Here is a 21,140-nt window from a genome sequence, read left to right as displayed (position 1 = left end):
AGGCCCCGGCGGCGACCGCCACTCGGCTTTCGAGAAATTTCTCGGCTGGGCAGCGAGCTACGACAGCGGCGGGCAGGGCATGCGCAGCCGCGCCAACCACGAGGTATTCCTGAAGTCGCTACATTGTCCGGTGTTGCGGCTGGAGGGCGAAGACCCGCTGCGGCAGCAGGTCGCCACCTGCCGGGCCGCTATCCATCAGCACGGGCTGGAAAACAAGGCGAAGCGGAAGACCTAGTTCGACGGCACCTCGCCGTCGCGCAGCTTCTTGGTGATGTCGGGGGGGTAGCAGACGTAGTTGATGCGGTTCGGCTGGCTGAGCGAGCAGCCGTTCCAGAAGGTGTCCTCGTCCTTCTGCACCACGCGGCCGCCGTCGCAGCGGTAGATCGCTTCCGCCTCCACCTCCGCGGGCTCGTTGAAGGCCGGGCTGTAGCAGATGCCCAGGGCGCGCGGCTGCAGGCGCGGCAGCATGTCCCTGCCCTCGGCCTTGGCCGCCTCCACCGCCGCGTCGGAGCCCCGGACCTGGAAAGGCGTCATGGAACAGCCGGCCAGAGAAACCGAAGCGCAGATCACCAGCAGAAGGCCGAACGGCCGACAAAAGGACATGGGCGACTCCCCGAAAAAGGCCCCAAAGGAAGCGGTGCCCCTTGATACGGCAGATGCGCCTTGCCTGTCACCCGCCAAGGCCGCTTCCCGCTTATTTCACAGTTTCTTTGTGTGATCTTAAATCTTTTTACAGTATGATCTGGACAAATTAGACACTTCACCCTACCTTCATCGTGAAAATAGGTCTCGTGAAGATCGGGCTGGACGGCCCCCTGTCCGCCGGCCCGAAAAAGGCAGCCCCAAGGAAGCGGGCGTTCAAGGAAGCAGGAAAGCGTGCCATGCGGTATTTTCCGGCATTTCATGACCTTACCGCCCGCCCCAGCCTGGTGGTGGGCGGCGGCGAACTGGCCGCCCGCAAGCTGCGCCTGCTGATGAAGGCGGGCGCCCGGCCCGTCGTGGTGGCCCCCGAAGCCAATGCCGAGATCGCGTCCCTGGCCCGCCGGGGCGAGATCACCTGGCACCCGCGGCCCTTCGAGCCGGACGATATCGCCGGCTGCGGCCTGGTGATCGGCGCCAGCGGCCGGCCGGCCGTCGACGAGGCCGTCGCCGCGGCCGCCCAGAACCGCGGCGTTCCGGTCAACGTGGTCGACCGCCCGGACCTCTCCAGCTTCATTACCCCGGCCATCATCGACCGCGATCCCGTGGTCATCGGCATCTCCAGCGGCGGCGATGCGCCGATCCTGGCGCGCCAGATCCGCGCCCGCCTGGAAACCCTGCTGCCGGCGAACCTGGGCCGCCTCGCCCGCTTCGCCGGCGCCTTCCGCGGCGCCGTCACCGCCCAGATCGGCGACGGCCTGCAACGCCGGCGCTTCTGGGAGCGCTTCTTCAGCGGCCCGGTGGCCGACAAAGTGCTGGCCGGCGACGAGACCGGCGCCCGCGAGGCCATGCTCGGCCTCATCAACGGCCCGGAGACCCAGCGCCAGGATGCCGGTTCCGTCGCCATCGTCGGCGCCGGCCCGGGCGATCCGGACCTTATGACCTTCAAGGCCCTGCGCCGCCTGCAGGAAGCCGACGTCGTGCTCTACGACAAGCTGGTGGGCCCGGAGATCGTCGACTACGCGCGCCGCGATGCCGAGCGCATCTACGTCGGCAAGGCCAAGGCCAACCACTCCAAGACCCAGGACGAGATCAACGCCTTGATGGCCGACCACGCCCTGGCCGGCAAGCGGGTGGTGCGCCTGAAAGGGGGCGACCCCTTCATCTTCGGGCGCGGCGGCGAGGAAATGGACTACCTGCAGGCCCGCGGCGTCGCCGTGGAGGTCGTGCCGGGGGTCACCGCGGCGGCAGGCTGCGCCGCGGCGGCGGGCATCCCGCTGACCCTGCGCGGCACCGCCTTGGCGGTCACCTTCCTGACCGGCCACGCCCGCAACGGCGAGCCGGACCTGGACTGGGCGAGCCTCGCCTCGGGCAAGCAGACCCTGGCCGTCTACATGGGCGTCTCCACCGCCGCCACGGTGGCCGGGCGCCTCATCGAGCACGGCCTGGCCGCCGCGACCCCTGTAGCGGTCATCGAGAACGGCACCCGCCCGGAACAGAAAGTCGTGACCGGCCGCCTGGAAGAGCTGCCGCAGCGCCTTGAGGCCGCCGGCGTCACCGGCCCGGCCCTGATCATCATCGGCGAGGTTGCCCGCCGGGCGCTGGAGACAGACATCGCCACCGAACTGCAAGACGCCGCAGCGGCCCTGCCGCAGGCCGTCGCCGTCTAGAGAAAAGAGCCGCCGCCATGAGCAAGAAGAACGACAAGCTGAAGATCGTCACCGCCAACCGCCTGCGCGAGGGCGACGTCGTCTACCTCACCGACACCGGCACCTGGTCGGGCCATCTGAACCAGAGCCGCGCGACCCGCGATGCGGAGGAGCTGGAGGCCATGCTGGCCGAGGCCGACGAGGCCGTCGCAGCGCGTGAGATCGTCGCCCCCTACGAGATGGAGGTGGTCGAGGTCGACGGCATCCTGCAGCCGCTCTCGACCCGCGAGATCATCCGTGCCGCCGGCCCCACCGTGAGGGCCGACTACCGGGGAAATGAAAACCAGCGCAGCCGCGCTGCCTGAAAGGATCTTTGAGAGATGTACCGCTACGACGAGTTCGATGCGGCCTTCGTACGCCAGCGCGTGAAGCAGTTCCGCGGTCAGGTCGAACGCCGCCTCGCCGGTGAGCTCAGCGAAGACGAGTTCAAGCCGCTGCGTCTGATGAACGGCCTCTATCTGCAGCTCCATGCCTACATGCTGCGCGTTGCCGTGCCTTACGGCACCCTGTCGTCGCGGCAGATGCTGAAGCTGGCGAGCATCGCGCGCGACTACGACCGCGGCTACGGCCACTTCACCACGCGCCAGAACATCCAGTACAACTGGCCGCAGCTGCAGGACGTGCCGGACATCCTCGACGAGCTGGCCGAGGTCGAGATGCACGCCATCCAGACCAGCGGCAACTGCATCCGCAACGTGACGGCGGACCACTTCGCCGGCGCAGCCGCCGACGAGATCGAGGATCCGCGCATCTATGCGGAGATCATCCGCCAGTGGTCGAGCCTGCATCCGGAATTCTCCTTCCTGCCGCGCAAGTTCAAGATCGCCATCACCGGCGCGCCGAACGACCGCGCCGCCGTGCGCTTCCACGACATCGGCCTGCAGGTGCGCCGCAACGAGGCCGGCGAAGTCGGCTTCGAGGTCATCGTCGGCGGCGGCCTGGGCCGCACCCCGGTGATCGGCACCACGATCCGCAAGTTCCTGCCCAAGCAGCACCTGCTGAGCTACCTGGAAGCCATCCTGCGCGTCTACAACCAGCTCGGCCGCCGCGACAACCTCTACAAGGCGCGCATCAAGATCCTGGTGCAGCAGACCGGCGCCGAGACCTTCAAGGACCTGGTCGAGGACGAGTGGCAGCAGATCAAGGACGGCGCCCTCGACCTGCCGGCCGAGGAGATCGAGCGCATCGAGGCCTACTTCGCGCCGCCGGCCTTCGAGACGCTGGAGGCCAATCAGCCGGCCTTCGAGGCGCGCCGCTTCGAGGACCGCGACTTCGCCCGCTGGGTGCGCTCCAACGTCACGGCGCACAAGGCGCCGGGCTATGCCTGCGTCACCATCTCGCTGAAGCCGGAAGGCGAGGCGCCGGGCGACGCCAGCGCCGAGCAGATGGAGGTGGTCGCCGACCTGGCCGAGCGCCTCAGCTGCGACGAGATCCGTGTCACCCACGAGCAGAACCTGGTGCTGCCGCACGTAAAGCTCACCGACCTCGCCGAGGTCTGGGAAACGCTGGCCGCCAACGGTCTGGGCACGCCGAACGTCGGGCTGGTGTCCGACATGATCGCCTGCCCCGGCCTCGACTACTGCAACCTGGCCAACGCACGCTCCATCCCGGTGGCCCAGCGCATCTCGCAGCGCTTCAGCGACCTGAAGAAGCAGCACGAGATCGGCGATCTGAAGATCAAGATCTCCGGCTGCATCAACGCCTGCGGCCACCATCACGTCGGCCACATCGGCATCCTGGGCGTCGACAAGAAAGGCGAGGAATTCTACCAGATCACCCTGGGCGGCAGCGCCGACGAGAACGCCGCCGTCGGCAAGATCCTGGGCCCCGCCTTTTCCTATGACGACGTGGTCGATGCGATCGAGAGCATCGTCGACACCTACCTGGAGCTGCGCGGGGACGGTGAGCGCTTCAACGACACCTATGCCCGTGTCGGTGCAGCGCCTTTCAAGGAGAAGCTCTATGCCGCTGCTTAAGAACGGGCAGGTCATTGCCGACAGCTGGACGGCACTGGCCGAGGACGCGGCGCCCGAAGGCGACGTCATCGTCAGCCTGGAACAGTGGCAGGCCGATCGCGAGACGCTGCGCGCGCACAACGGCCGCCTGGGGCTGCGCTTGAAGAGCGACCAGTCGCCCGCCGAGCTGGCCGACGACCTCGGCCGCTTCGATCTCATCGCGCTGGAGTTCCCGCGTTTCGGCGACGGCCGCGCCTATTCCTATGCGCGCCTGCTGCGCGAACGCTACGGCTTCACCGGCGAGCTGCGCGCCGTCGGCAACGTACTGCGCGACCAGCTGTTCTTCATGGTGCGCTGCGGCTTCGACAGCTTCGAGGTAGCCGACGACAAGGCCGTCGCCGGCTGGCAGGAAGCCATGAGCGAAGTTTCCGTGCTTTACCAGCCGACCGGTGACGGCCGGCAGACCGCCTTCGCCCTGCGCCGCGGCGCGGCCAACCGCTGACCGCCCCCCGGGGCCCTGGAACCGTTATGACTCAAGCCGCCGAATCGCTTTCCCGCCCGCCCCTGGTCGTCCGCCCGCCGGCCAACCAGGACGACGGCCTGCGCCTCAGTGAACGCGCCCGTCTGCTGGAGCAACGCTACAAGGGACTGAACAGCATCCAGCTGCTGGACACGGCGATTAACGAGATCTTCGCCGGGCGCATCGCCGTGGTCTCCTCCTTCGGCACGGAGTCGGCGGTGCTGCTGGACCTGGTCGCCCAGGTCAACCGCCACACCCCGGTCATCTTCCTGGAGACCGGCAAGCACTTCCCGGAGACCCTGGCCTATCGCGACACCCTGATCGACAAGCTGGGCCTGACCGACGTGCGCAGCGTCGGCCCGGCAGCCGACGACCTGAACTGGGCCGACCAGGATGGCACCCTGTGGCGGCGCAACCCGGACCTCTGCTGCCAGCTGCGCAAGGTGCTGCCGCTGGAGCGCGCACTCTCCGGCTTCAGCGCCTGGATCAACGGGCGCAAGCGCTTCCAGGGCGGCCAGCGCCAGAGCCTCGGCCTCTTCGAGGCGGCGGGGTCGCGGATCAAGGTGAATCCCCTGGTGACCTGGGGCACGAAGGATCTCGCCCGGGCCTTCGTCGAGCGCGACCTGCCGCGCCACCCCCTGGGAGCTCAGGGTTACCCCTCGGTCGGCTGCGCGCCCTGCACCTCCAAGGTCACCGGCGACGAAGACGGCGCCGCGGACGGCTCACGCGCCGGGCGCTGGGCGGGCAGCGGCAAGACCGAGTGCGGCATCCACAAGGCCCCCTGGGCTTCGCAGGCCCCCGCCAAGGGCCTGCTGCGCTAGGCCCCAGGCGCCGCCTCAGGCCCTCCCTGGAGCCTCCTCAGGAGCCTCCCCACCGGCCCGCCCCACCGGCCCGCCCCACCGGCCCGCCCCACCGGCCCGTTAACCATAATCCCGAGTCGCTGCCAGCGACTCGGAGAGGCCTCCGGGCGGAAATCACAGAATTGTCCTCCCCGCCCGCGGGCGGTTTCCCCCAGGGCGCCGCCGAAGGCCCTCAGTATTGATCCCCGCGAGTCGCCCCGGCGCCAAGATTCAACCGACCCGAGTCTAGTAGAGGGCCTATGAATCGCCCTCCCGCAGCTGCGAGATTCATTGTAATCGAGGCGAGAATTCTTACTCGATGACCAGGCGATCCGCGGCCAATCCAAGTAAATATTCTCAAACTTCCAAGCATAACTAAGTAAATATCATCAAAAAGTAACATTATTACCAATTTCTACGGAAAACTTTTTGAAGATAGACGGGATTAATAGTTAATTTGCTCAGAATTTTATGGGAATTTATCTCAAATATAAGACGATTCTTCTTGATATGCCGGATTAAGATTGTGTAAACCTTTGGGTGTGGACGAAGCTCCTCCCGGGCCAGAAGAGCCCCTGCGGCGTCGCTAAGAACCCGAAAGGGTGACCCGCCGGCAGAGCAGGAAGGGTAGAAGGCCCAGGCACGAACCAGGGCACGTTCCACGCAATGTTCACAGGGTATTGGACGTTAGATGAACCGGATTGCAAAGACGCTGGCCGATTGGCGGCCGCACCGGGACCGTTGGCTCGCAGCCGCGCGCCACGCGTTCACCGGACAGCGCCATGCCAAGCAAGGCCTCAGTGCGAAAGCGGTTTGCTCTGCACTCAGCGCGCCCTTCGCCTGCGTCATCGCCGGCGCGGCCCTGGCCAGTGTCGCCACCAGCGACCAGGTCGATGATGCCTGGACGCGGGTGACCGCCCAGAGCTTCATTCCCGTGGACGCGAAGGACATCGACCCCAATCAGTTCTACGTGCGCCAGGTCGGCATCAGCCAACTGGACCTCGAGGAGCAGATCGCCAGCAGCTACACCCCGAACCCGGGCAAGCTGCGCCAGGAGCTGACCTGCCTGGCCCAGAACATCTACTTCGAAGCCCGCAGCGAGCCGCTGGAAGGCAAGCTGGCCGTGGCCCACGTGGTGATGAACCGCGTCGCCTCGCGCTACTTCCCCGACTCGGTCTGCGGCGTGGTGCAGGACGGCACCGACGAAGTGCTGCACCGCTGCCAGTTCTCCTGGTACTGCGACGGCAAGAAGGACGAGGTCGAGGACCAGGGCGCCTGGAAGGAAGCCACCGAGCTGGCCAGCCAGGTCTACTGGGGGCGTGCCGAGGATCCCTCCGGCGGCGCCCTGTGGTACCACGCCGACTACGTGAAGCCGGTCTGGCGCAAGGCCTTCGCCAAGGGCCCGACCATCGGCCGCCACATCTTCTACACCCGCAAGCCGCAGTCCGCCCCGACGCAGGTTGCCCAAAGCAACTGAGGGGCGCGGCCGAAGAGCACGGCGCAAACAAGGCAAACGATAAAAACATCCCGAGCGGGCCGGCGAGAGCCGGCCCGTTTCGTTTTCGCCCTGCGGGTTGATCAGCCGCGGCGCTGCAGGCGGCCGGTCAGAATGTCTTCGATGGCGTTGTAGGACTCGTCGGTCAGGCCGACGAAGACGCCGCCGAGCACCCCGTTGTCCCCAACCTCGCGGATAATCTCCACCGGCAGGCTGAGCGGCGCGCCCCGCTGCGGCTTCAGCTCCAGGCGCAGGCGGGCGCCCACGCGAAAGCTGAAGGGCGTACGGTCGGTAGCGTCCAGCGCCGCGCCGAAGCCGGCCGCGCTGAGATCGGTCAGCAGGACCTCATGGCCGTCCAGGCTGGCGTCCAGGTTCAGGCCGCGCCGCCGGTCGCGGCGGCGCTCCTTGCGCATGACCTTCATGCCGTTGCGGTTCACCCGCCCCTCCTCGTTCTTCTTGTCGCGGCGGGGATCGAGTCTAGGACCGGCTTCTATAGAAATCGTTACGCGCGGGCGGACCTGCGTTAACCATAACCGCGCCGCGCCGGCGTTTCGCGACAGCTGCGATCCAGCCATCGTCCGACTTCAACGCTGTCTCGTTTCCTGAACTAGGTTCTCGATTTCAGTCGGAGAAAGCGCCTGAAGCTCGCTGAAAGCTGCTGCCGTGAACTCCTGATCTCCCGTTCCTTCCCCACCTAGCTGATACCCGGTCGCGGATGGATAAATCACGAAGTAGAACGGCATGGCTGGATTGCCTGGTGCCGACATGACAACTACCGTGCGTCTATCGCTGCAACTGTAAACGAGCCATTGCGACTGACCGAAAGTCTTCGTGACCGGGCCGGTTTCGCAAACGAGATCTGTTTGTCCTGCCTCGGACTGCCCAGCGTTCGCAATGCTTGACGGGATCATTATCGAGAACATCAGAGCGAAGAGTCTTGCGAATTTTGTCACGGCAGCATCCCTCCAGGTGGCCACAGAGCCCACGGCGCCTCCGAGCATGCGAAGCAGTTATTAAGAAGACCTTTCGCGCTCATCAGGGTGGCATTGTGCAGCCTGCGGTCGGCTTCATTGCTTGGCAGAGCTCGGCATATCGGAGACTCCTAAGTCAACAAATGCCGCGCCACCTTGCCGGTAGGGGTCAGGGGCAGCGCCGCCTGGAACTCGACTAGGCCCGGGCACTTGCCGTCGGGCAGCTCGCGCGCCAGCCAGCCGAGCAGGTCTTCCGCGGCCAGGCTGCAGCCGTCACGCAGCACCACGAAGGTCTTGGCCTCCTGGCCCAGGTAGTCGTCGGGCACGCCGATCACCGCCGCCTCGGCGACCGCCGGATGGGCCTTCAGCACCGCCTCCACCTCGGCCGGGTAGATATGCTCCTCGCCGCGCAGGATCTTGTCGTCGGCGCGGCCCAGGATGTCGAGGCGCCCGGCCTCGTCGAAGCGGCCGATATCGCCGGTCCTGAGCCAGCCGCCGCGCAGCGTCCGTGCGGTGACCTCGGGCAGGTTGAGGTAGCCCTTCATCACCCCCGGTCCGCGCAGCAGGATCTCGCCCTGGGCGCCCGGCAGGGCGCTCAGGGCGCCGTCCGCCTCCAGCGCCACCTCGACGCCCGGCACCGCCGGGCCGACCGTGGTGGGCCTGAGGCCCCGTCCCGACAGCACCGAGCCGCCGTCCCGTGTCCCGCCCCAGGCGACGATCGAAGACGCTTCGGTGAGGCCGTAGCCGGGCACGATGGGCAGGCCGAAGCGCTCGGCGAAGGCCTCCGAGAGGCCCGCCTGCAATGGCGCGCCACCGGTGGCGCAGAGGCGCAGGCAGGACCGCACCGCCGCGGTGTCGACGCCGTCGGCGCGCTCCATGAGGTACTGGTAGTAGATCGGCATGTGCACGAAGTAGCTGACGTGCTGCTCGACGATCAGCCGCCAGATCAGCGCCGGGTCGAAGCCTTCGACCAGCACCAGGGTCTCGCCGTTCAGCATGGCGAGGTTGAGCCCGCAGACCTGGCCCATGACATGGAACAGCGGCGTCGAGATGAGCCGCACCCGCGTGCTCGCGCGCGGCGCCAGCGCCTGGTTGATGCGGGTCATGGCGAGGAGGTTCACCTGGGTCAGCTCGACGCCCTTCGGGCGGCCGGTGGAGCCGGAGGTGTAGAGCAGCACCGCCGTGTCGTCCGCCGCGTAGCCGTGGGTGCGCGCCGCGTCCGGCTGCCCCGCCATGAGGTCGCGCAGCGCCGGCGCGCCGGCGAGAGGCGAGGCCGCCGTGATATCGGCGGGAATGACCCAGGCCTGCCTGCAGGCGGGCGCCGCCTCGGCGGCGGCCAGGGCCCCTTCGCCAAAGTCGTTGCCGCCCCCGGCCCTGCCTGGGCCGTCATAGGTCAGCAGGGCCTCGGCGCCGGAGTCCTCCAACTGGAAGCGGATGTCGCGCTCGCGCAGCGTGGTGCTCAGCACCACCGCCAGGCCGCCGATCTTGAGGATGCCGTAGTAGGCGGCGAGGAAGCCCGGCCGGTTGCCGCAGGCCAGCGCGATGCGGCTGCCCGGGCCGTAGCCCGCCGCGCGCAGGCCGTTGGCCACCTGGTTGGCCAGGACCCGGATCTGCGCAAAGTCGAAGCTGTGCCCCTCGTAGACCAGGGCTTTGGCGTGCGGCTGCCGCGCGGCGGTGCCGTCGAGAAAGAACGCGACGTTCAACATGACACTCCCCCTTTGCTTCGGCGGCGTTCAGTTCTGCAGAACGCGGGCTTCGGGCCGGTAGAACCAGATGACGACAAGCAACGCGGCGAAGGTCAGCAGCGCTCCGGCAAGGTAGGGCCAGCCGACGCCGAGGCTGCCGAGGGCAAAGCCGCCCCAGACCGGCCCTAGGATGCGCGCGAAGCTGAGCACGGCGTGATTGAGCCCCATGGCCGAACCCTGCACGTTGTCCGGCGCGGCCTTCGACAGCAGCGCCTGCAGGCAGGACAGGCACATGGCAATGCCGGCGCCGAGCAGCATCAGCGCCAGAGCGACGGCGAGGTCGCTGGGCCACAGCACAAAGAGCAGGAAGCCAAGCCCCATGGCGGCGCAGGCGCCGGCGGTCACGCGCCCTTCCCCGTAGCGCCCGCAGAGCCGCGGGATCAGCACCCAGAGGCTGAAGACCGCCGCCGCGCCGGCCAGGGTGAAGGCGAGCGACACGTCGCGCGCATCCCAGGCCAGCACCCGCTGCGACCACAGCCCGAGGGTGGAGTCCATGGAGGCATAGACGAAGGACAGCACGGCCATGAGGGCGATCGGCGCGAGGCAAAGCGGCGCCATGACGATGCGTCGCGGCGGCGGTGCGATCGTGGCCGGAGCGGTTGCGGCGGGAGCGTCCTTCCCGCTGTCCTCCCGCCCCAAGGCCAGGGTCAGCAGCAGCGACAGCACCGCAAAGCCGGCGGCGCCGAAGGCGGCGCTGCGGTAGTCGTCGCCCCCGGCGCCGAGCAGCACGGTACCGACCAGGGGGCCGATGATGAAAGCCAGCCCGTAGGCGGAGTTCACGTTGGCCATGCCACAGACCCGCGTACGCAGGCAGGTGCGATCCGCCACCAGGGCCTGGATCACCGGGATCACGGCGTTGCCGACCCCGGCGCAGGCCCGCGCCAGGAACAAGAGAGAGAGGCTGTCCGCGTGGGCCAGCAGCAGGTTGGCGAAGGGCGCCGTCGCCAGAGCGAAGAAAATCACCCGGCGGCGCCCCAGGCGGTCGCTGAGCCGCCCCCAGACCGGCGCCAGCAGCAGCACCACGGCGGTATCGGTGACCAGCAGCAGGGAGACCGTCAGCGGGCTCGCGCCCAGCGCCAGGGCCTGGAACGGCAGGAAGGGATAGACGATCCCCAGGCCCACCAGATACGTCAGGGCAACCAGCACCGGCGCAGGCATGCTTCGGCTCCTTGCGGTCAGGCAGCCGGCGCCGGGCAGACCCGCATCAGCAGCGGCCCGCGGGGGCGCAGGGTGATCATCGGCTCCGGCTCCACCTTCTGGCCGGGCAGCAGCTGCAGTTCGAAGCGCTGCACGACGGCGGAGATGGCGATCATCGATTCCAGGACGGCGAAGCGCTCGCCCAGGCAGGTCCGCGGCCCGTCGCTGAAGGGGAAGTAAGCGAAGCGCTGCCGGGCGGCGTCAGATGCTTCGGTGTCGAAGCGGGCGGGATCGAAGCCTTCAGGGTTGTCCCACAGCTCCGGGCGGCGGTGCACCGCGAACATGTTCAGCATGACGTTGGTGCCCGCCGGCACGTCCAGGCCGGCGATGCGGTCGTCGGCGACCGCGGTGCGCGAAAAGGTCCACAGCGGCGGATAGAGACGCAGGGTCTCGTCGAAAACCATGCGCGTATACTTCAGCGCCGGCAACTCGGCGAAACCGGCGGCGCGGCCGCACAGCACCGCGCGCGCCTCGCCGCGCACCCGGCGCAATGTTTCCGGATGCAGAGACAGCAGGTACCAGCACCAGGTCAGGGCATTGGCGGTGGTCTCGTGGCCGGCCAGGATCATCGACTGGATCTGACCGCAGAGCTGGCGGTCGCTGCGGCCGTTCTGGTTGGCCAGCAACAGGTCGAGCAAGTCGTTCGCGGCCTCATCGCGCCCAGCGGCGGCGCGGCGCGCGGCGATGAGGTCCAGCACGAAGCGATCGAAGTCGGCGAGCGCGGCGCGCACCGCGCGGTTGCGCCGGGTCGGCAGCCAGCGCGGCACAGCGAGCGGCGACCAGATACGCTTTTCGGCGTCGCGCAGGATCACCGTCAGGGAATGGAAGATATCCTCGTGCTGGTCCTCCAGGCGCAGGCTGAAGAGCGTACGCAGGAGAATATCCAGGGTGAGGCGCATCATCTCCGGGATCACGTCGATGACCGCCCGGCGGGCAGCCAGGGCCGACCAGCGCTGCTCCAAATCCGCGACCGCTTCCTGCATGGCCGCGGTCATGCGGCGCAGCTGGCAGCCCTGGAAGCTGCGCCCCGCCGTCTTGCGCTGGGACAACCATTCCTCGCCCTCGGCGAGAAAGATGCCGTCCCCGAGGATCGAGCGCAGCACGTCGTAGAACTTGCTCTTCTCGTAATTCAGGCGGTTGTCCTGCAGCACGTGGCGTATCAGCGCCGGGCTGTTCAGCATCAGCATCTTGTCGAGGCCGATGGAAAGCTCCACCACGTCGCCGTGGTCGCGTGCGACGCGGGTGAAGAAGCGCAAGGGGTCGGCGCGCAGCTGCGGCAGCACGCCCAGCAGAGGCCGCCCCTTCAGTTTCACCGGCGTGGCGGCGGCCGGCTCCTCCAAAGGCCGGCCGACCACGAGATCTCCAGCCGAATGGTCGAAAGCCAAGCTCATGGGTCTGCTCCCTTCTCCGGCTGCCGCACGCGGCCAGGCGGCCGGCGGCAGCGCGCTTCATCGACCGCCGGTCAGTGCCGCCGGGTTATGTCGGTTTCGCCGGAGACGGCGATCTGCGCGGCGCCGTTGCGGTCGATGTTGGCCACGGACTTCTCCGACAGCGCGATGGAGTCCGACACCGCCTCCGCGGCGACGCCGATCAGGTGCGCCGCGAAATGCAGCCCGGTCCGCTCGGCCTCGATGCGCAGATATTCGAGGCAGCGCTTGATGGCCGCCGCGTCCTGCAGCGGGTTGGAGATCTTCAGTTCGATCGGTCCGTTATTCTGAGACATCTTGTCCTCCTTACTCTCAAATAGCGGCTCTCTCGGAGAGCCTTGGGGGGTCAGGGTCAGGCGACCGCCGCTTCGTCGTGGAAGGGCGCGTTGCGAATCACGGAGTGCTGGATGCCGGCCACCGCTCTCAGGCTGGCCAGCGTCTCGTGGTCCATATCGAAGCGGCCGGTGTAAGCCGCCTCTCCATTGACGCGCGCCGCCAGGGACTGCCATTTCGGCGGGCAGCCGAGACGCGGCAGCAGGCGCTCCATGCGGGCGTCGTAGACGGTGATGAGCTCGCGGATGCCAAGCGCGATGCAGGTTTCCGTCACGGCGCAGAGCAGTTCGCTGCTGGTGCGCCTGCGCGCGCCCCGGCCTTCCACGGCGAAACGGCTGCCCTCCCAGATCAGCGGGTGGTAAGGCGCCCTGGCGCCGCGCAGAAGCTGGGGAAAGACGTTGCGCAGCATGTAGGGGCCGGTGGTCGGCAGGAAGCGCCAGCTGCCGGCCAGGCGGCGCGCCTCGTCGAAGGCCAGCAGGTAGATGGGGTAGCAGTCGTCGAACTGGTCGCGCTCCTCGCCGTCCCTGGCCGTCACGTTCCAGCCCAGGCGCCGCTTGAAGACGCGGTAGCGTTGCTGAAACATCAGCCGCAACTCTTCGGCGTAGGCCAAGTAGAGGTCCGGTGTCACAACATCGATCACGGCGGTCAGCCCCTCCATCGTTCGACGGAGGGATTGGACCGCGTCGCCCGCGCCCAGACAGCCCCCCAGAACTGGGGGGGCTGCGGCGCCGCAGGCGTGCTTCAACGGACCGTGAGAGGCGGCGCGCCCGCTTCACAGATCTAGAAAAATGTTTTTAATTCAGTGAATTAAGGGACGATATAGCCCTGGATAACGGCCTTCACCACGGCGTGGTGCTTGGAGAAAACGCCGAGCTTGCGGGTCACGTTCTTCAGGTGAAAGAGCACCGTTTCCTCGGAGATGGAGAGGATCTGTCCGACCTCCCAGGCCGTCTTGCCGCGCGCCGTCCACACCAGGCAGTCGCGCTCACGGTCGGTCAGGCGCACCCGGCCCAGGTCAGGAGCGCTCTCGGCCAGGTTCAGGAAGGCCTCGTGGGTGTTGATGGCCAGCCAGACCAGATCACGATAGCTGCGCTGGTAGGCATCCTGAAACTCGCGCTCGCCGCCGCCGCCGACGATGCTGAGGGTCGAAAGCCCGCTGTCGGGGCCGTGGATGGGGATGGTGGCGCCGTCCTTGACGCCATGGTCGCGGGCCTCGTTGAGAACCTTGCGCTGGCCGTTGGAGAGATCGTTGCGGACGCCGATTTCGCGCCACTGAAAGGGCATCAGGCGGCTGACGGCAGCCTGCAGCGTCGGATCGAGATCGCCATAGTCCTGCGAGAGGTAGTGGTCCACCCAGGGGCCCGGCAGGGTGGAGAGAAACTCGTGCACCTGGTTGCCGCTGCGCGAGCCGGGCGGAACAAAGGATCGCAGTTTTTTGCCCAGAGGCGGGCGGACATGCACGTAGGCAAAGCTCTTAAAGCCCATGCCCTTGAGGACGCTTTCCAGCTTGGCCCCGATTTCCGCCGTGCTGCGCGCGCCCGAGAGGGCTTCCACATAGCTTTCGACGCTGTTTTCCGACGGTAAGGGGCTCATTCCCGCGCTCCGCACCGCCGGGAAGCCGTCTCGCAGGGGCCCCAGCGCCCCCTGCGAGACCGTGCTTCGGAAGTGACGCCGCGTCCGAAAGGTGAGAGAAGGATGAAAGGCAGGGATTCTCGGGTGGCAACCAGCCGAGTCTCCTTTCCTGTCGGACTTCCCTCGCTCACGCCCGCCGTGGCACCCTCCGTCGCTTCTAGGCCCCGATCAGCTGTCGGTCGTACGTCCCAAGGTCTTCAACAACGACAAGACCTCGGCCCGCACCTTCGCATCAGGGATTCTATAGTAAGAACTGATAAGTTGCAGCGTTTCCCGCTGGTTGGTGAAATCGGGGTCGGAGGAATGGATCGTGCTGGCCGCTGCGGCACCTGTCTCCTGGCCGCCGGCAGAACCAGATTCCCCTTCAGACTCCACACCTTCGAAGAAATAGGTCACGGGAACGCTCAGGATTCGCGAGAGCTCATAGAGCTTGCTCGCACTGATGCGGTTCGCTCCCCGTTCGTACTTCTGGATCTGCTGGAAGGTCAGCCCCAGCGCGTTCGCCAATTTCTCCTGTGAGTAGCCCAGGAACACGCGGCGAAGGCGTACGCGACCGCCAACGTGAACATCTACGGGATGGGCCTGTCTGGCCTTCCCCATTGTTTGTTGAGCAAGCATCCGAACTCCATGCTAATCAATGATTCCATGACCCCGAATACAATCTATGCGAAATAGCTAGGAAGTCACAAAGGAAAAATACCCGTTAAACTGGTAAATAGATAAACCCGACAGGGTGATTTTGCTTCCTTTGCGAGTATCAATATTTAACCATGCCGGGTATTGAAATAATTCCCGAGAATACACGGTTGCGCAATCTTGATTTAAAATCACAACCTTAGAGGGACTGACGATTGTATGCCAGAACAAAGCTCGGCAAACCGCGGCCTTGCGGCAGCGGGCGATCCCGGCCGAGGGATGGTCTGTTTTACTTAAGGAAGCGGGAAAATACCGTCAGTTGCAGGCAGGCCAGCGCACTTCGAAGCAGGTGCCGCAGTCCGGGCCGCAGCTTCCTCCGGAACACTTCAGCCGCAGGTCACCGCCCAACGCGCGGGCGGAGGAGCGGGCCACGGCGAGGCCCAGGCCCGTGCCGGTGATGCTCTCCACTTCCTTGGCGCGCCAGTAGGGCTTGAAGATATCCCCGCTCTGGTCCGCGGCGATGCCGGGCCCGAAATCCGTGACGGTGATCGTGTATTCCCCGTCCTCGCGGTCCAGCCTGACCTTTATCGGCCCCTCGCCACGCGAGTACTTGATGGCGTTCTGCAGCAGGTTCGACAGCACCGTGTGCATGGCAAGCTCGTCCACCTTGTCGATCGGCGCGCCGATGTCGTCCACCAGCTGCAGTTCCTGCTTGGACCGCAGGGCCAGGGACACCTCGCGCCACATCGCCCGGCAGAACTGGGCCAGATCCAGCACGGTCCCGCGCTCGCGGGCGCGTTCCTGGGCTGCCTCGCTGCGCCCTATCGCCAGAACGTCGTCCACCAGATGGGCCAGGGTCCTGACCGCGCGCCGGATGGTGCGCGCCTCCTCGCGACGTTCCCCCTCGCTCATCTGGTCGCCGAAGCGCTCCAGCATGTCTGCCGAGGTCCCGATCGCCTGCAGCGGCGTGCGCAGCTCATGAGAAACCATGGAGACGAAGTCGGACTTCTGCGAGCGCCTCTGCTTTTCCTGATAAAGGGAGATCGAGAGACGGCCTTCGCGCGATACCACCGTTTCCACGCGCTTGATCGCCAGGATGACGAGAAACCCGACCGCCAGCAGCGAGACGGCAAGGAAGGGAACGACATTCCACAGCATGCCCGAGCCGGGCTGATGATCGCGCCAGATCACGTGGCCCAGGACCTGGTCGTTGAGCCCCGGTACCGGACACTGGTAGTAGCCGTCAGGCGCCGGCCCGCGGATGAAGTGCAGGTCCTCGATCTGGCCACCGACGCCGGCACGGTCGAAGAAGGCCAGGTCCAGCGGCTGCACGAAGACCATGACATTTTGCGGTTCGCCGCTGAAGACCGTCGCCAAGGGGGCCACCAGGCTGGCGGCGACCAGCGTGATTTCCTGTCCATGGATGACGAAGTGCGCCTCCGGCACCTCGTCGATGGATCTTGCGCTGCGCGCCGCGGCAATCAGTTCTTCGGCGCCCTGCGGCAAGGGCTGTGCCTGCGCCGCGTCGACGTGGCGCCCGTTCTCGAAGGCGAGTCTGACCCGGTCGTCCGCCCCGATGACCCATCCGCCGGTGATATTGAAGGCGTTGTTGAGGTAGGCCGCCATACCGACCCTTGCCCAACGTTCATCGAGCGTGACCTCAGAGGTTGTGATGGCCTCGTCCCACCAAGCGTAATCGATGATCAGCTGTCGCAGGCTGTCCCGCCTGATCTGGACCATCGTCTTAACGAGGGCACGCTGAGACTCGACTTCGCGCTCGTTGAGCGAGCCGGCGCTCCAGTACAGCACGCCGGCGACCGCCACCAGCGAGACCGCGACCAGCAGAAGGATCGGCAGCAACAGATTGAGCCGGCGCCGCGCCAGCAGCGCACGGGTTGCTTCGAAACGTGAGCGAGGACCCCGCTCGCGCTCTATCGTGCTAACCATTCCCTCAAATACCTACGCTGGCCAAAATGCTCTAAAGCGTCTAACGAATGAATGGGAATGAGAATTTAGACCTCTTCCTTCAGCGCAGACACTATAAACGGATTGCGCGGTCTGGCCAGTCGCTAGAGGTCATTTTTGGCCACAAAAGACCGTGTAGAGCCACCTTTTCGGGCCGAAAACCGGCGAAGACACCGGAGAAGGGAGGCCCTGGGGCAGATTGCCCCCGCTGCTTGTGAGGGCCTCTCCGCCGCGCCTCCTGCCACGGATTTCCGGCTGGCGGGACTGGCCGCCAAAGGGCAGACTCCCGCCCGAGTCGCCGCTTCCTCATGTCAATCCGGCAACGCCAGCCCCGAAGACCAGCTTTCACAGGTACTTACGTCTAATGGCCCACGGCCCTTGTGCCGTTGCTCCAGGGGACGAGGTCTGCAAGATTTGTGAGGCGTCTGCGGCCGGAGAAAGAGCCTGACCGAATGAACCACGCGAGCGGATCCATGAAGCCCACGGCAACCCGGGCGGCCTCGGTCGGGGATTCCTCAGAGCGCCTGGGGCAACTGCTGTCCCGCTGCAGCCTTGGCGATCAGGCTGCCTTCAGTGAGCTCTACGAGGCCACCTCCGCGAAACTCTTCGGTATCTCGCTGCGTATATTGAGACGGGAGGCCTGGGCCGAAGAGGCCCTGCAGGAGGCCTATGTGAAGATGTGGCGGCATGCCGGCAGCTACAATCCAGGGCGTGGGCGGCCGATGACCTGGATGATCAACGTTGTCCGCAACCAGTCCCTGGATCTGCTGCGCCGGGCCGACTATCGCGTGGCCGAGGACGAGTGGTCCGCCGAAAAGGACCAGCGCACCAGCGCCGACAATCCCGCGGCCCAGGCGGAGACCAGCGAGGAGATGCAGCAGGTCCTGGGCTGCCTGGGCAACCTGGGTGAGGAGCAGCGGGACTGCATCCTGCTGTCCTACCACCAGGGCCTGACGCCGACCGAGGTCGCGCACCGCCTGAAACGGCCGGTCGGCACGGTCAAAACGTGGATTCGCCGCGGCCTGATCAAGCTGCGCGAATGCCTGGAGAAGAAGGGGGTGGGTCAATGAGATACGACGATCCCCAACTGCAGGAAGCCCTGGCCAGCGCCTATGTGGCCGGCGCCCTGCACGGCCGCGCGCGCCGCCGCTTCGAGGCGCTGATGCGGGCCCGCCCCGGCCTGCGCCGCCGGGTCGAAGCCTGGGAGGACCGCCTGACCCCGCTGAGCGACGCCACCCCCGCCGTACAGCCGCCGGCCCGGGTCTGGCGCGCGATTCATCAACGCATCGCCCCGAACAGCGCCGCCGCGCCGGAGCGCCGCAGCTTCTGGGACAGCCTCGCCTTCTGGCGCCCCTTCGGCGCGGTGGCCGCCGTGCTGGCGCTGGTGCTGGCGACCTACGCCGGCGTCGAGACCTTCGCGCCCTGGGAAGAAGAACAGGTCGCCGAAACGACGCCCCAGCAGGTCGCCCCCAGCTATGTCGCCGTGTTGGAGGACGAGTCGAATCAGCCGGTCATGGTCGTCACCGCCTTCAAGGGGCCCTGGCGCGTGGTCGTCGAGCCGTTGCAGGAGCTCTCGCCCTATGCCGGCAAGGCCTTCCAGGTCTGGGCGGTGGAGCGCGACAGCGGCACCATCCGCCCGCTGCTGCAGGTGAGCAGCGGCGAGGTCCTGCGCCTGCCGCTGGACGAAGACGGCTGGGCCGCCATCAAGACGTCGGAATCCCTGACGGTCACCCTGGAGGACGCCGGCGCGGCTCCCGCCGCCCCAAGCGGCCCCGTGCTCTATTCCGGTCTCTGCCTGAACCTGAAGGGCCCGACCGAGATCTAAGGTTCGCTCTGCGGCCCCTGCTCAGAGCGTGAAGGTCACCATGTGGTTGTCCCAGTGCACCGGCGCCGCGGCGGGATCGCCGAGCGCCCGCGTCTCGCCGCTCAGCGCGTTGTGGTGCACCAGCTTGCCGTAGCCGCTGGACAGCAGGAAGCCGCCCGGCTCGCCCGAGGCGGCCACGCCGCAGCCGTCGCCCAGCTCAAAAGCCCCGAGGTAGCCGCGTTCGGCCGTTGACCAGAAGGTGACGCGCCCGCCGCGCGGGGCCGAGGCCGCGAGCACCTGGCCCGAGGTGTCCATGGCCGCGCTGCCGCAGTACTGGCGCATGGCGCGCAGCACGGCGGTCTCCGCCTGCGGCAGGAAGATTTCCTCTTCGCCCCGCTGCAGGCCAACCAGCGGCACCAGGCGGTTGCGCGGGCCCTCGTACTGCATGACGAAGCCGAGCTCGTCGCCGGGCGTCGCCGCCAGGTGACGGATCGAGAGCTGGTGCAGGTCCGGCGCCAGGCGATGGTCGTGCAGAAGGTCGCCGGAGGCCGTGTCGATATAGGCCAGCGAGGGCCGCATGGTCTCGATGTTGAGCTTCTTCCTGCCCTTGTCCGGGTGGGTCAGGATGCCGCCGTTGGCCACCACGAGCGTGCGGCCGTCGGACAGCAGCAGCATCTCGTGCGGCCCGATGGCATAGGCCTCCAGCTCGCTTTCCCGGCGGTAACCGGCCTCGGCATCGTAGACGCCGATGCAGCCGCGCGCCTTGTCGTAGTCGTTCTCGCAGGCGAAGAGCCAGCGGCCGTCGCGGCTGAAGACGCCGTGGCCGTAAAAGTGATGCCCCCGGGGCGCAGCGATGCGCCGGGCGGGCTCCGGCGACAGCGGATCGAAGGCGACCGCAAAGTGGCCGGGCCGCCGCGCGAAGACGATCGCCTCGCGCCTGCCCGGGCGCCGTGCCGCGCCGTGTCCGCGGCCGGGCAGCGGCAGGGTGGCGACCACATGGCCGTCCTCGCGGACCACGCGGGCCAGGGTCTCGCCGTCCTGCCCCGCGCAGGCGCTGACGAAGTAGCGTGCGCCCGCCGCGGCCTCCACCGCCTTCCAGGGCAGGCCCCAGGCGGCGAAGAGGCCGGCGGCGCCGGCCAGGAAATGGCGCCGCCGGATCATTTTGGGCTCAATCACCGTCATAGCTGTTGAATCCGATCGGCAGGTCGAGAACTTCGGAGAGAGGACCGCTGAGCAGTCTCATAAGCTGGCCGGTTTCGACGCGGACGGCATCCAGCTTTTCCCAGCCGTCCGGCGCCTTCAGGGCCGCGACCAGGGAGTCCGGCTGCGCTTCCACCGCGGCCACCAGGCGGTCGAGCGCGGCGCCGATCACCCGGTCCAGTTCCGCGCCCTTGGGCTGGTCTTGCAGCAGCGCGGAGAAGCTGATGCCGCCGGTATCCCGGTAGAGCGCCCGGGCGGCCCGCAGGTTGCCGAGAACGTTGCGCAGGGAGCGCGCCGAGCGCCAGGACTCGGCGCGCTTTTCCCGGGCCGATTCCGCGTCGTCGCCCAGGGGACGGCCCAGCTTGTAGTCCTCCACCAGCAGCAGGGCGCCGCGCAGGGCCTTGGCAAACTCCAGCGAGGCCTCCTTGGTGTCGAAGTAATGCGCGTTGCCTTGCGCCGCCGATTTGACGACCTGCGCATAGGGCGTCTCGCCGTCGCGCCAGTCGGCCAGCAGGCCCTCGGCGATGCCGTGCAGGTTGCGGCCTATGGCCATCGCAAGCCGGCAGCCGAAGGGCGTCGCCCAGACCGCGTCTTCGCTGTCGTACAGCAGCCGCTCCAGGGCGGGAAAGCCCTGCACCGCGACGCTGCCGTTGGCGAAGGTCTGCGGCTCCAGCGCCTTGGGATCGCGCTCGGAGAGCATCTGTGCCAGGTGACGGCGCACCGTGCCGCGCTTGTCCGGCCAGAACGCGATGCGGTCGTAACGCAGGAGCAGCAGGGCGGGCCCGAAGCGCAGGTGCTGCACGGCCATCCAGGCATCCATCGCATCGTTGTAGGCGGCGGCGCTTTCACCTGTTTCGAGGCGGTCGTCGGCGCAGGCCTCCCGCAGCGAGGCCTCCAGCACCGCCGTGCGCTCGGCAAAGGCCGCATAGCGCGGGATCACGTAGTTGTCGACCACCGCAGCATTGAGCGCCGCATAGTCGGGCGTTGCCGCCGCGGCGGGCGACGCCGGGCCGCCCAGGACCAGCAGCAGGATCATCGCCGCCGTCTTGGGCCCGCGCCAGAATCGCATAGAC

At 67.3% G+C, this 21,140-nt stretch carries 22 protein-coding genes; 9 read left to right on the top strand and 13 right to left on the bottom strand.

What is annotated here, in order from left to right:
• Positions 1-79: 79 nt before the first annotated feature.
• Positions 80-235 carry a P-loop NTPase family protein gene (locus H7X47_RS17205; RefSeq protein ID WP_193369947.1) on the top strand — a complete coding sequence of 52 codons (156 nt, stop codon included), beginning with the start codon at positions 80-82 and terminating at the stop codon, positions 233-235.
• Here H7X47_RS17205 and H7X47_RS17200 read toward each other — a convergent pair.
• On the bottom strand, positions 232-603 hold the full coding sequence (locus tag H7X47_RS17200) for a hypothetical protein (protein WP_193369946.1): 372 nt from the start codon (positions 601-603) through the stop codon (positions 232-234). The genes H7X47_RS17205 and H7X47_RS17200 overlap by 4 nt on opposite strands.
• Positions 604-881: 278 nt before the next feature.
• On the opposite strand from H7X47_RS17200, the gene cysG reads away from it, so the two are divergent.
• The 6 genes from cysG to H7X47_RS17170 all read left to right on the top strand — a co-directional run bounded on the left by cysG (position 882) and on the right by H7X47_RS17170 (position 7,139).
• On the top strand, positions 882-2,309 hold the full coding sequence (gene cysG / locus H7X47_RS17195) for a siroheme synthase CysG (RefSeq protein WP_193369945.1): 1,428 nt from the start codon (positions 882-884) through the stop codon (positions 2,307-2,309).
• Between the two features lie 17 nt (positions 2,310-2,326).
• Positions 2,327-2,653, top strand: coding sequence for a DUF2849 domain-containing protein (locus H7X47_RS17190; protein WP_193369944.1), 327 nt, complete (start codon positions 2,327-2,329; stop codon positions 2,651-2,653).
• Between the two features lie 15 nt (positions 2,654-2,668).
• Positions 2,669-4,324, top strand: a complete 1,656-nt coding sequence (locus H7X47_RS17185; RefSeq protein ID WP_193369943.1) for a nitrite/sulfite reductase — start codon at positions 2,669-2,671, stop codon at positions 4,322-4,324.
• Positions 4,311-4,805, top strand: coding sequence for a DUF934 domain-containing protein (locus H7X47_RS17180; RefSeq protein WP_193369942.1), 495 nt, complete (start codon positions 4,311-4,313; stop codon positions 4,803-4,805). The genes H7X47_RS17185 and H7X47_RS17180 overlap by 14 nt, the downstream gene beginning before the upstream one ends.
• A gap of 26 nt (positions 4,806-4,831) precedes the next feature.
• On the top strand, positions 4,832-5,644 hold the full coding sequence (locus H7X47_RS17175) for a phosphoadenylyl-sulfate reductase (RefSeq protein ID WP_193369941.1): 813 nt from the start codon (positions 4,832-4,834) through the stop codon (positions 5,642-5,644).
• A gap of 709 nt (positions 5,645-6,353) precedes the next feature.
• The gene (locus H7X47_RS17170; RefSeq protein WP_193369940.1) at positions 6,354-7,139 is read left to right on the top strand and encodes a cell wall hydrolase; all 786 of its coding nucleotides are present in this window, start codon (positions 6,354-6,356) and stop codon (positions 7,137-7,139) included.
• 101 nt (positions 7,140-7,240) lie between these two features.
• Here the strand turns inward: H7X47_RS17170 and H7X47_RS17165 are convergent, their stop codons facing one another.
• From H7X47_RS17165 to H7X47_RS17120, 10 genes are all read right to left on the bottom strand, one after another.
• Positions 7,241-7,732 (bottom strand): PilZ domain-containing protein, encoded by a 492-nt coding sequence (locus tag H7X47_RS17165; RefSeq protein ID WP_193369939.1) that lies wholly within the window; start codon positions 7,730-7,732, stop codon positions 7,241-7,243.
• A gap of 9 nt (positions 7,733-7,741) precedes the next feature.
• Positions 7,742-8,110 (bottom strand): hypothetical protein, encoded by a 369-nt coding sequence (locus H7X47_RS17160; protein ID WP_193369938.1) that lies wholly within the window; start codon positions 8,108-8,110, stop codon positions 7,742-7,744.
• Positions 8,111-8,259: 149 nt separating this feature from the next.
• Positions 8,260-9,834, bottom strand: coding sequence for a class I adenylate-forming enzyme family protein (locus H7X47_RS17155; RefSeq protein ID WP_193369937.1), 1,575 nt, complete (start codon positions 9,832-9,834; stop codon positions 8,260-8,262).
• A 27-nt stretch (positions 9,835-9,861) separates the two neighbouring features.
• Positions 9,862-11,031 carry an MFS transporter gene (locus H7X47_RS17150; protein WP_193369936.1) on the bottom strand — a complete coding sequence of 390 codons (1,170 nt, stop codon included), beginning with the start codon at positions 11,029-11,031 and terminating at the stop codon, positions 9,862-9,864.
• A 17-nt stretch (positions 11,032-11,048) separates the two neighbouring features.
• Positions 11,049-12,461 carry a cytochrome P450 gene (locus H7X47_RS17145; protein WP_193369935.1) on the bottom strand — a complete coding sequence of 471 codons (1,413 nt, stop codon included), beginning with the start codon at positions 12,459-12,461 and terminating at the stop codon, positions 11,049-11,051.
• A 71-nt stretch (positions 12,462-12,532) separates the two neighbouring features.
• A complete protein-coding gene (locus tag H7X47_RS17140) occupies positions 12,533-12,793 on the bottom strand; it encodes a hypothetical protein (RefSeq protein WP_193369934.1) in 261 nt (86 codons plus the stop codon).
• Positions 12,794-12,849: 56 nt separating this feature from the next.
• On the bottom strand, positions 12,850-13,470 hold the full coding sequence (locus H7X47_RS17135; protein WP_193369933.1) for an acyl-homoserine-lactone synthase: 621 nt from the start codon (positions 13,468-13,470) through the stop codon (positions 12,850-12,852).
• Positions 13,471-13,637: 167 nt separating this feature from the next.
• The gene (locus H7X47_RS17130) at positions 13,638-14,423 is read right to left on the bottom strand and encodes a helix-turn-helix transcriptional regulator (RefSeq protein WP_193369932.1); all 786 of its coding nucleotides are present in this window, start codon (positions 14,421-14,423) and stop codon (positions 13,638-13,640) included.
• Between the two features lie 207 nt (positions 14,424-14,630).
• Positions 14,631-15,080 carry a helix-turn-helix domain-containing protein gene (locus H7X47_RS17125; protein ID WP_193369931.1) on the bottom strand — a complete coding sequence of 150 codons (450 nt, stop codon included), beginning with the start codon at positions 15,078-15,080 and terminating at the stop codon, positions 14,631-14,633.
• 333 nt (positions 15,081-15,413) lie between these two features.
• Entirely contained in the window at positions 15,414-17,045 is a 1,632-nt protein-coding gene (locus tag H7X47_RS17120) for a sensor histidine kinase (RefSeq protein WP_193369930.1), read from the bottom strand.
• Between the two features lie 491 nt (positions 17,046-17,536).
• On the opposite strand from H7X47_RS17120, the gene H7X47_RS17115 reads away from it, so the two are divergent.
• Positions 17,537-18,133, top strand: a complete 597-nt coding sequence (locus H7X47_RS17115; protein ID WP_193369929.1) for a sigma-70 family RNA polymerase sigma factor — start codon at positions 17,537-17,539, stop codon at positions 18,131-18,133.
• Positions 18,130-18,888, top strand: a complete 759-nt coding sequence (locus H7X47_RS17110; protein WP_193369928.1) for an anti-sigma factor — start codon at positions 18,130-18,132, stop codon at positions 18,886-18,888. The genes H7X47_RS17115 and H7X47_RS17110 overlap by 4 nt, the downstream gene beginning before the upstream one ends.
• A gap of 21 nt (positions 18,889-18,909) precedes the next feature.
• Here the strand turns inward: H7X47_RS17110 and H7X47_RS17105 are convergent, their stop codons facing one another.
• Positions 18,910-20,049: a DUF1513 domain-containing protein gene (locus H7X47_RS17105; RefSeq protein WP_193369927.1), complete on the bottom strand. Its 1,140-nt coding sequence runs from the start codon at positions 20,047-20,049 to the stop codon at positions 18,910-18,912.
• Entirely contained in the window at positions 20,036-21,136 is a 1,101-nt protein-coding gene (locus H7X47_RS17100; protein ID WP_193369926.1) for an imelysin family protein, read from the bottom strand. Before H7X47_RS17100 ends, H7X47_RS17105 begins: the two co-directional genes overlap by 14 nt.
• Positions 21,137-21,140: the final 4 nt, after the last annotated feature.

This window comes from Pelagibius marinus, assembly GCF_014925385.1.
GTDB classification, from domain to species: domain Bacteria; phylum Pseudomonadota; class Alphaproteobacteria; order Kiloniellales; family Kiloniellaceae; genus Pelagibius; species Pelagibius marinus.
This window is presented reverse-complemented; position numbering and strand designations above follow the sequence as displayed.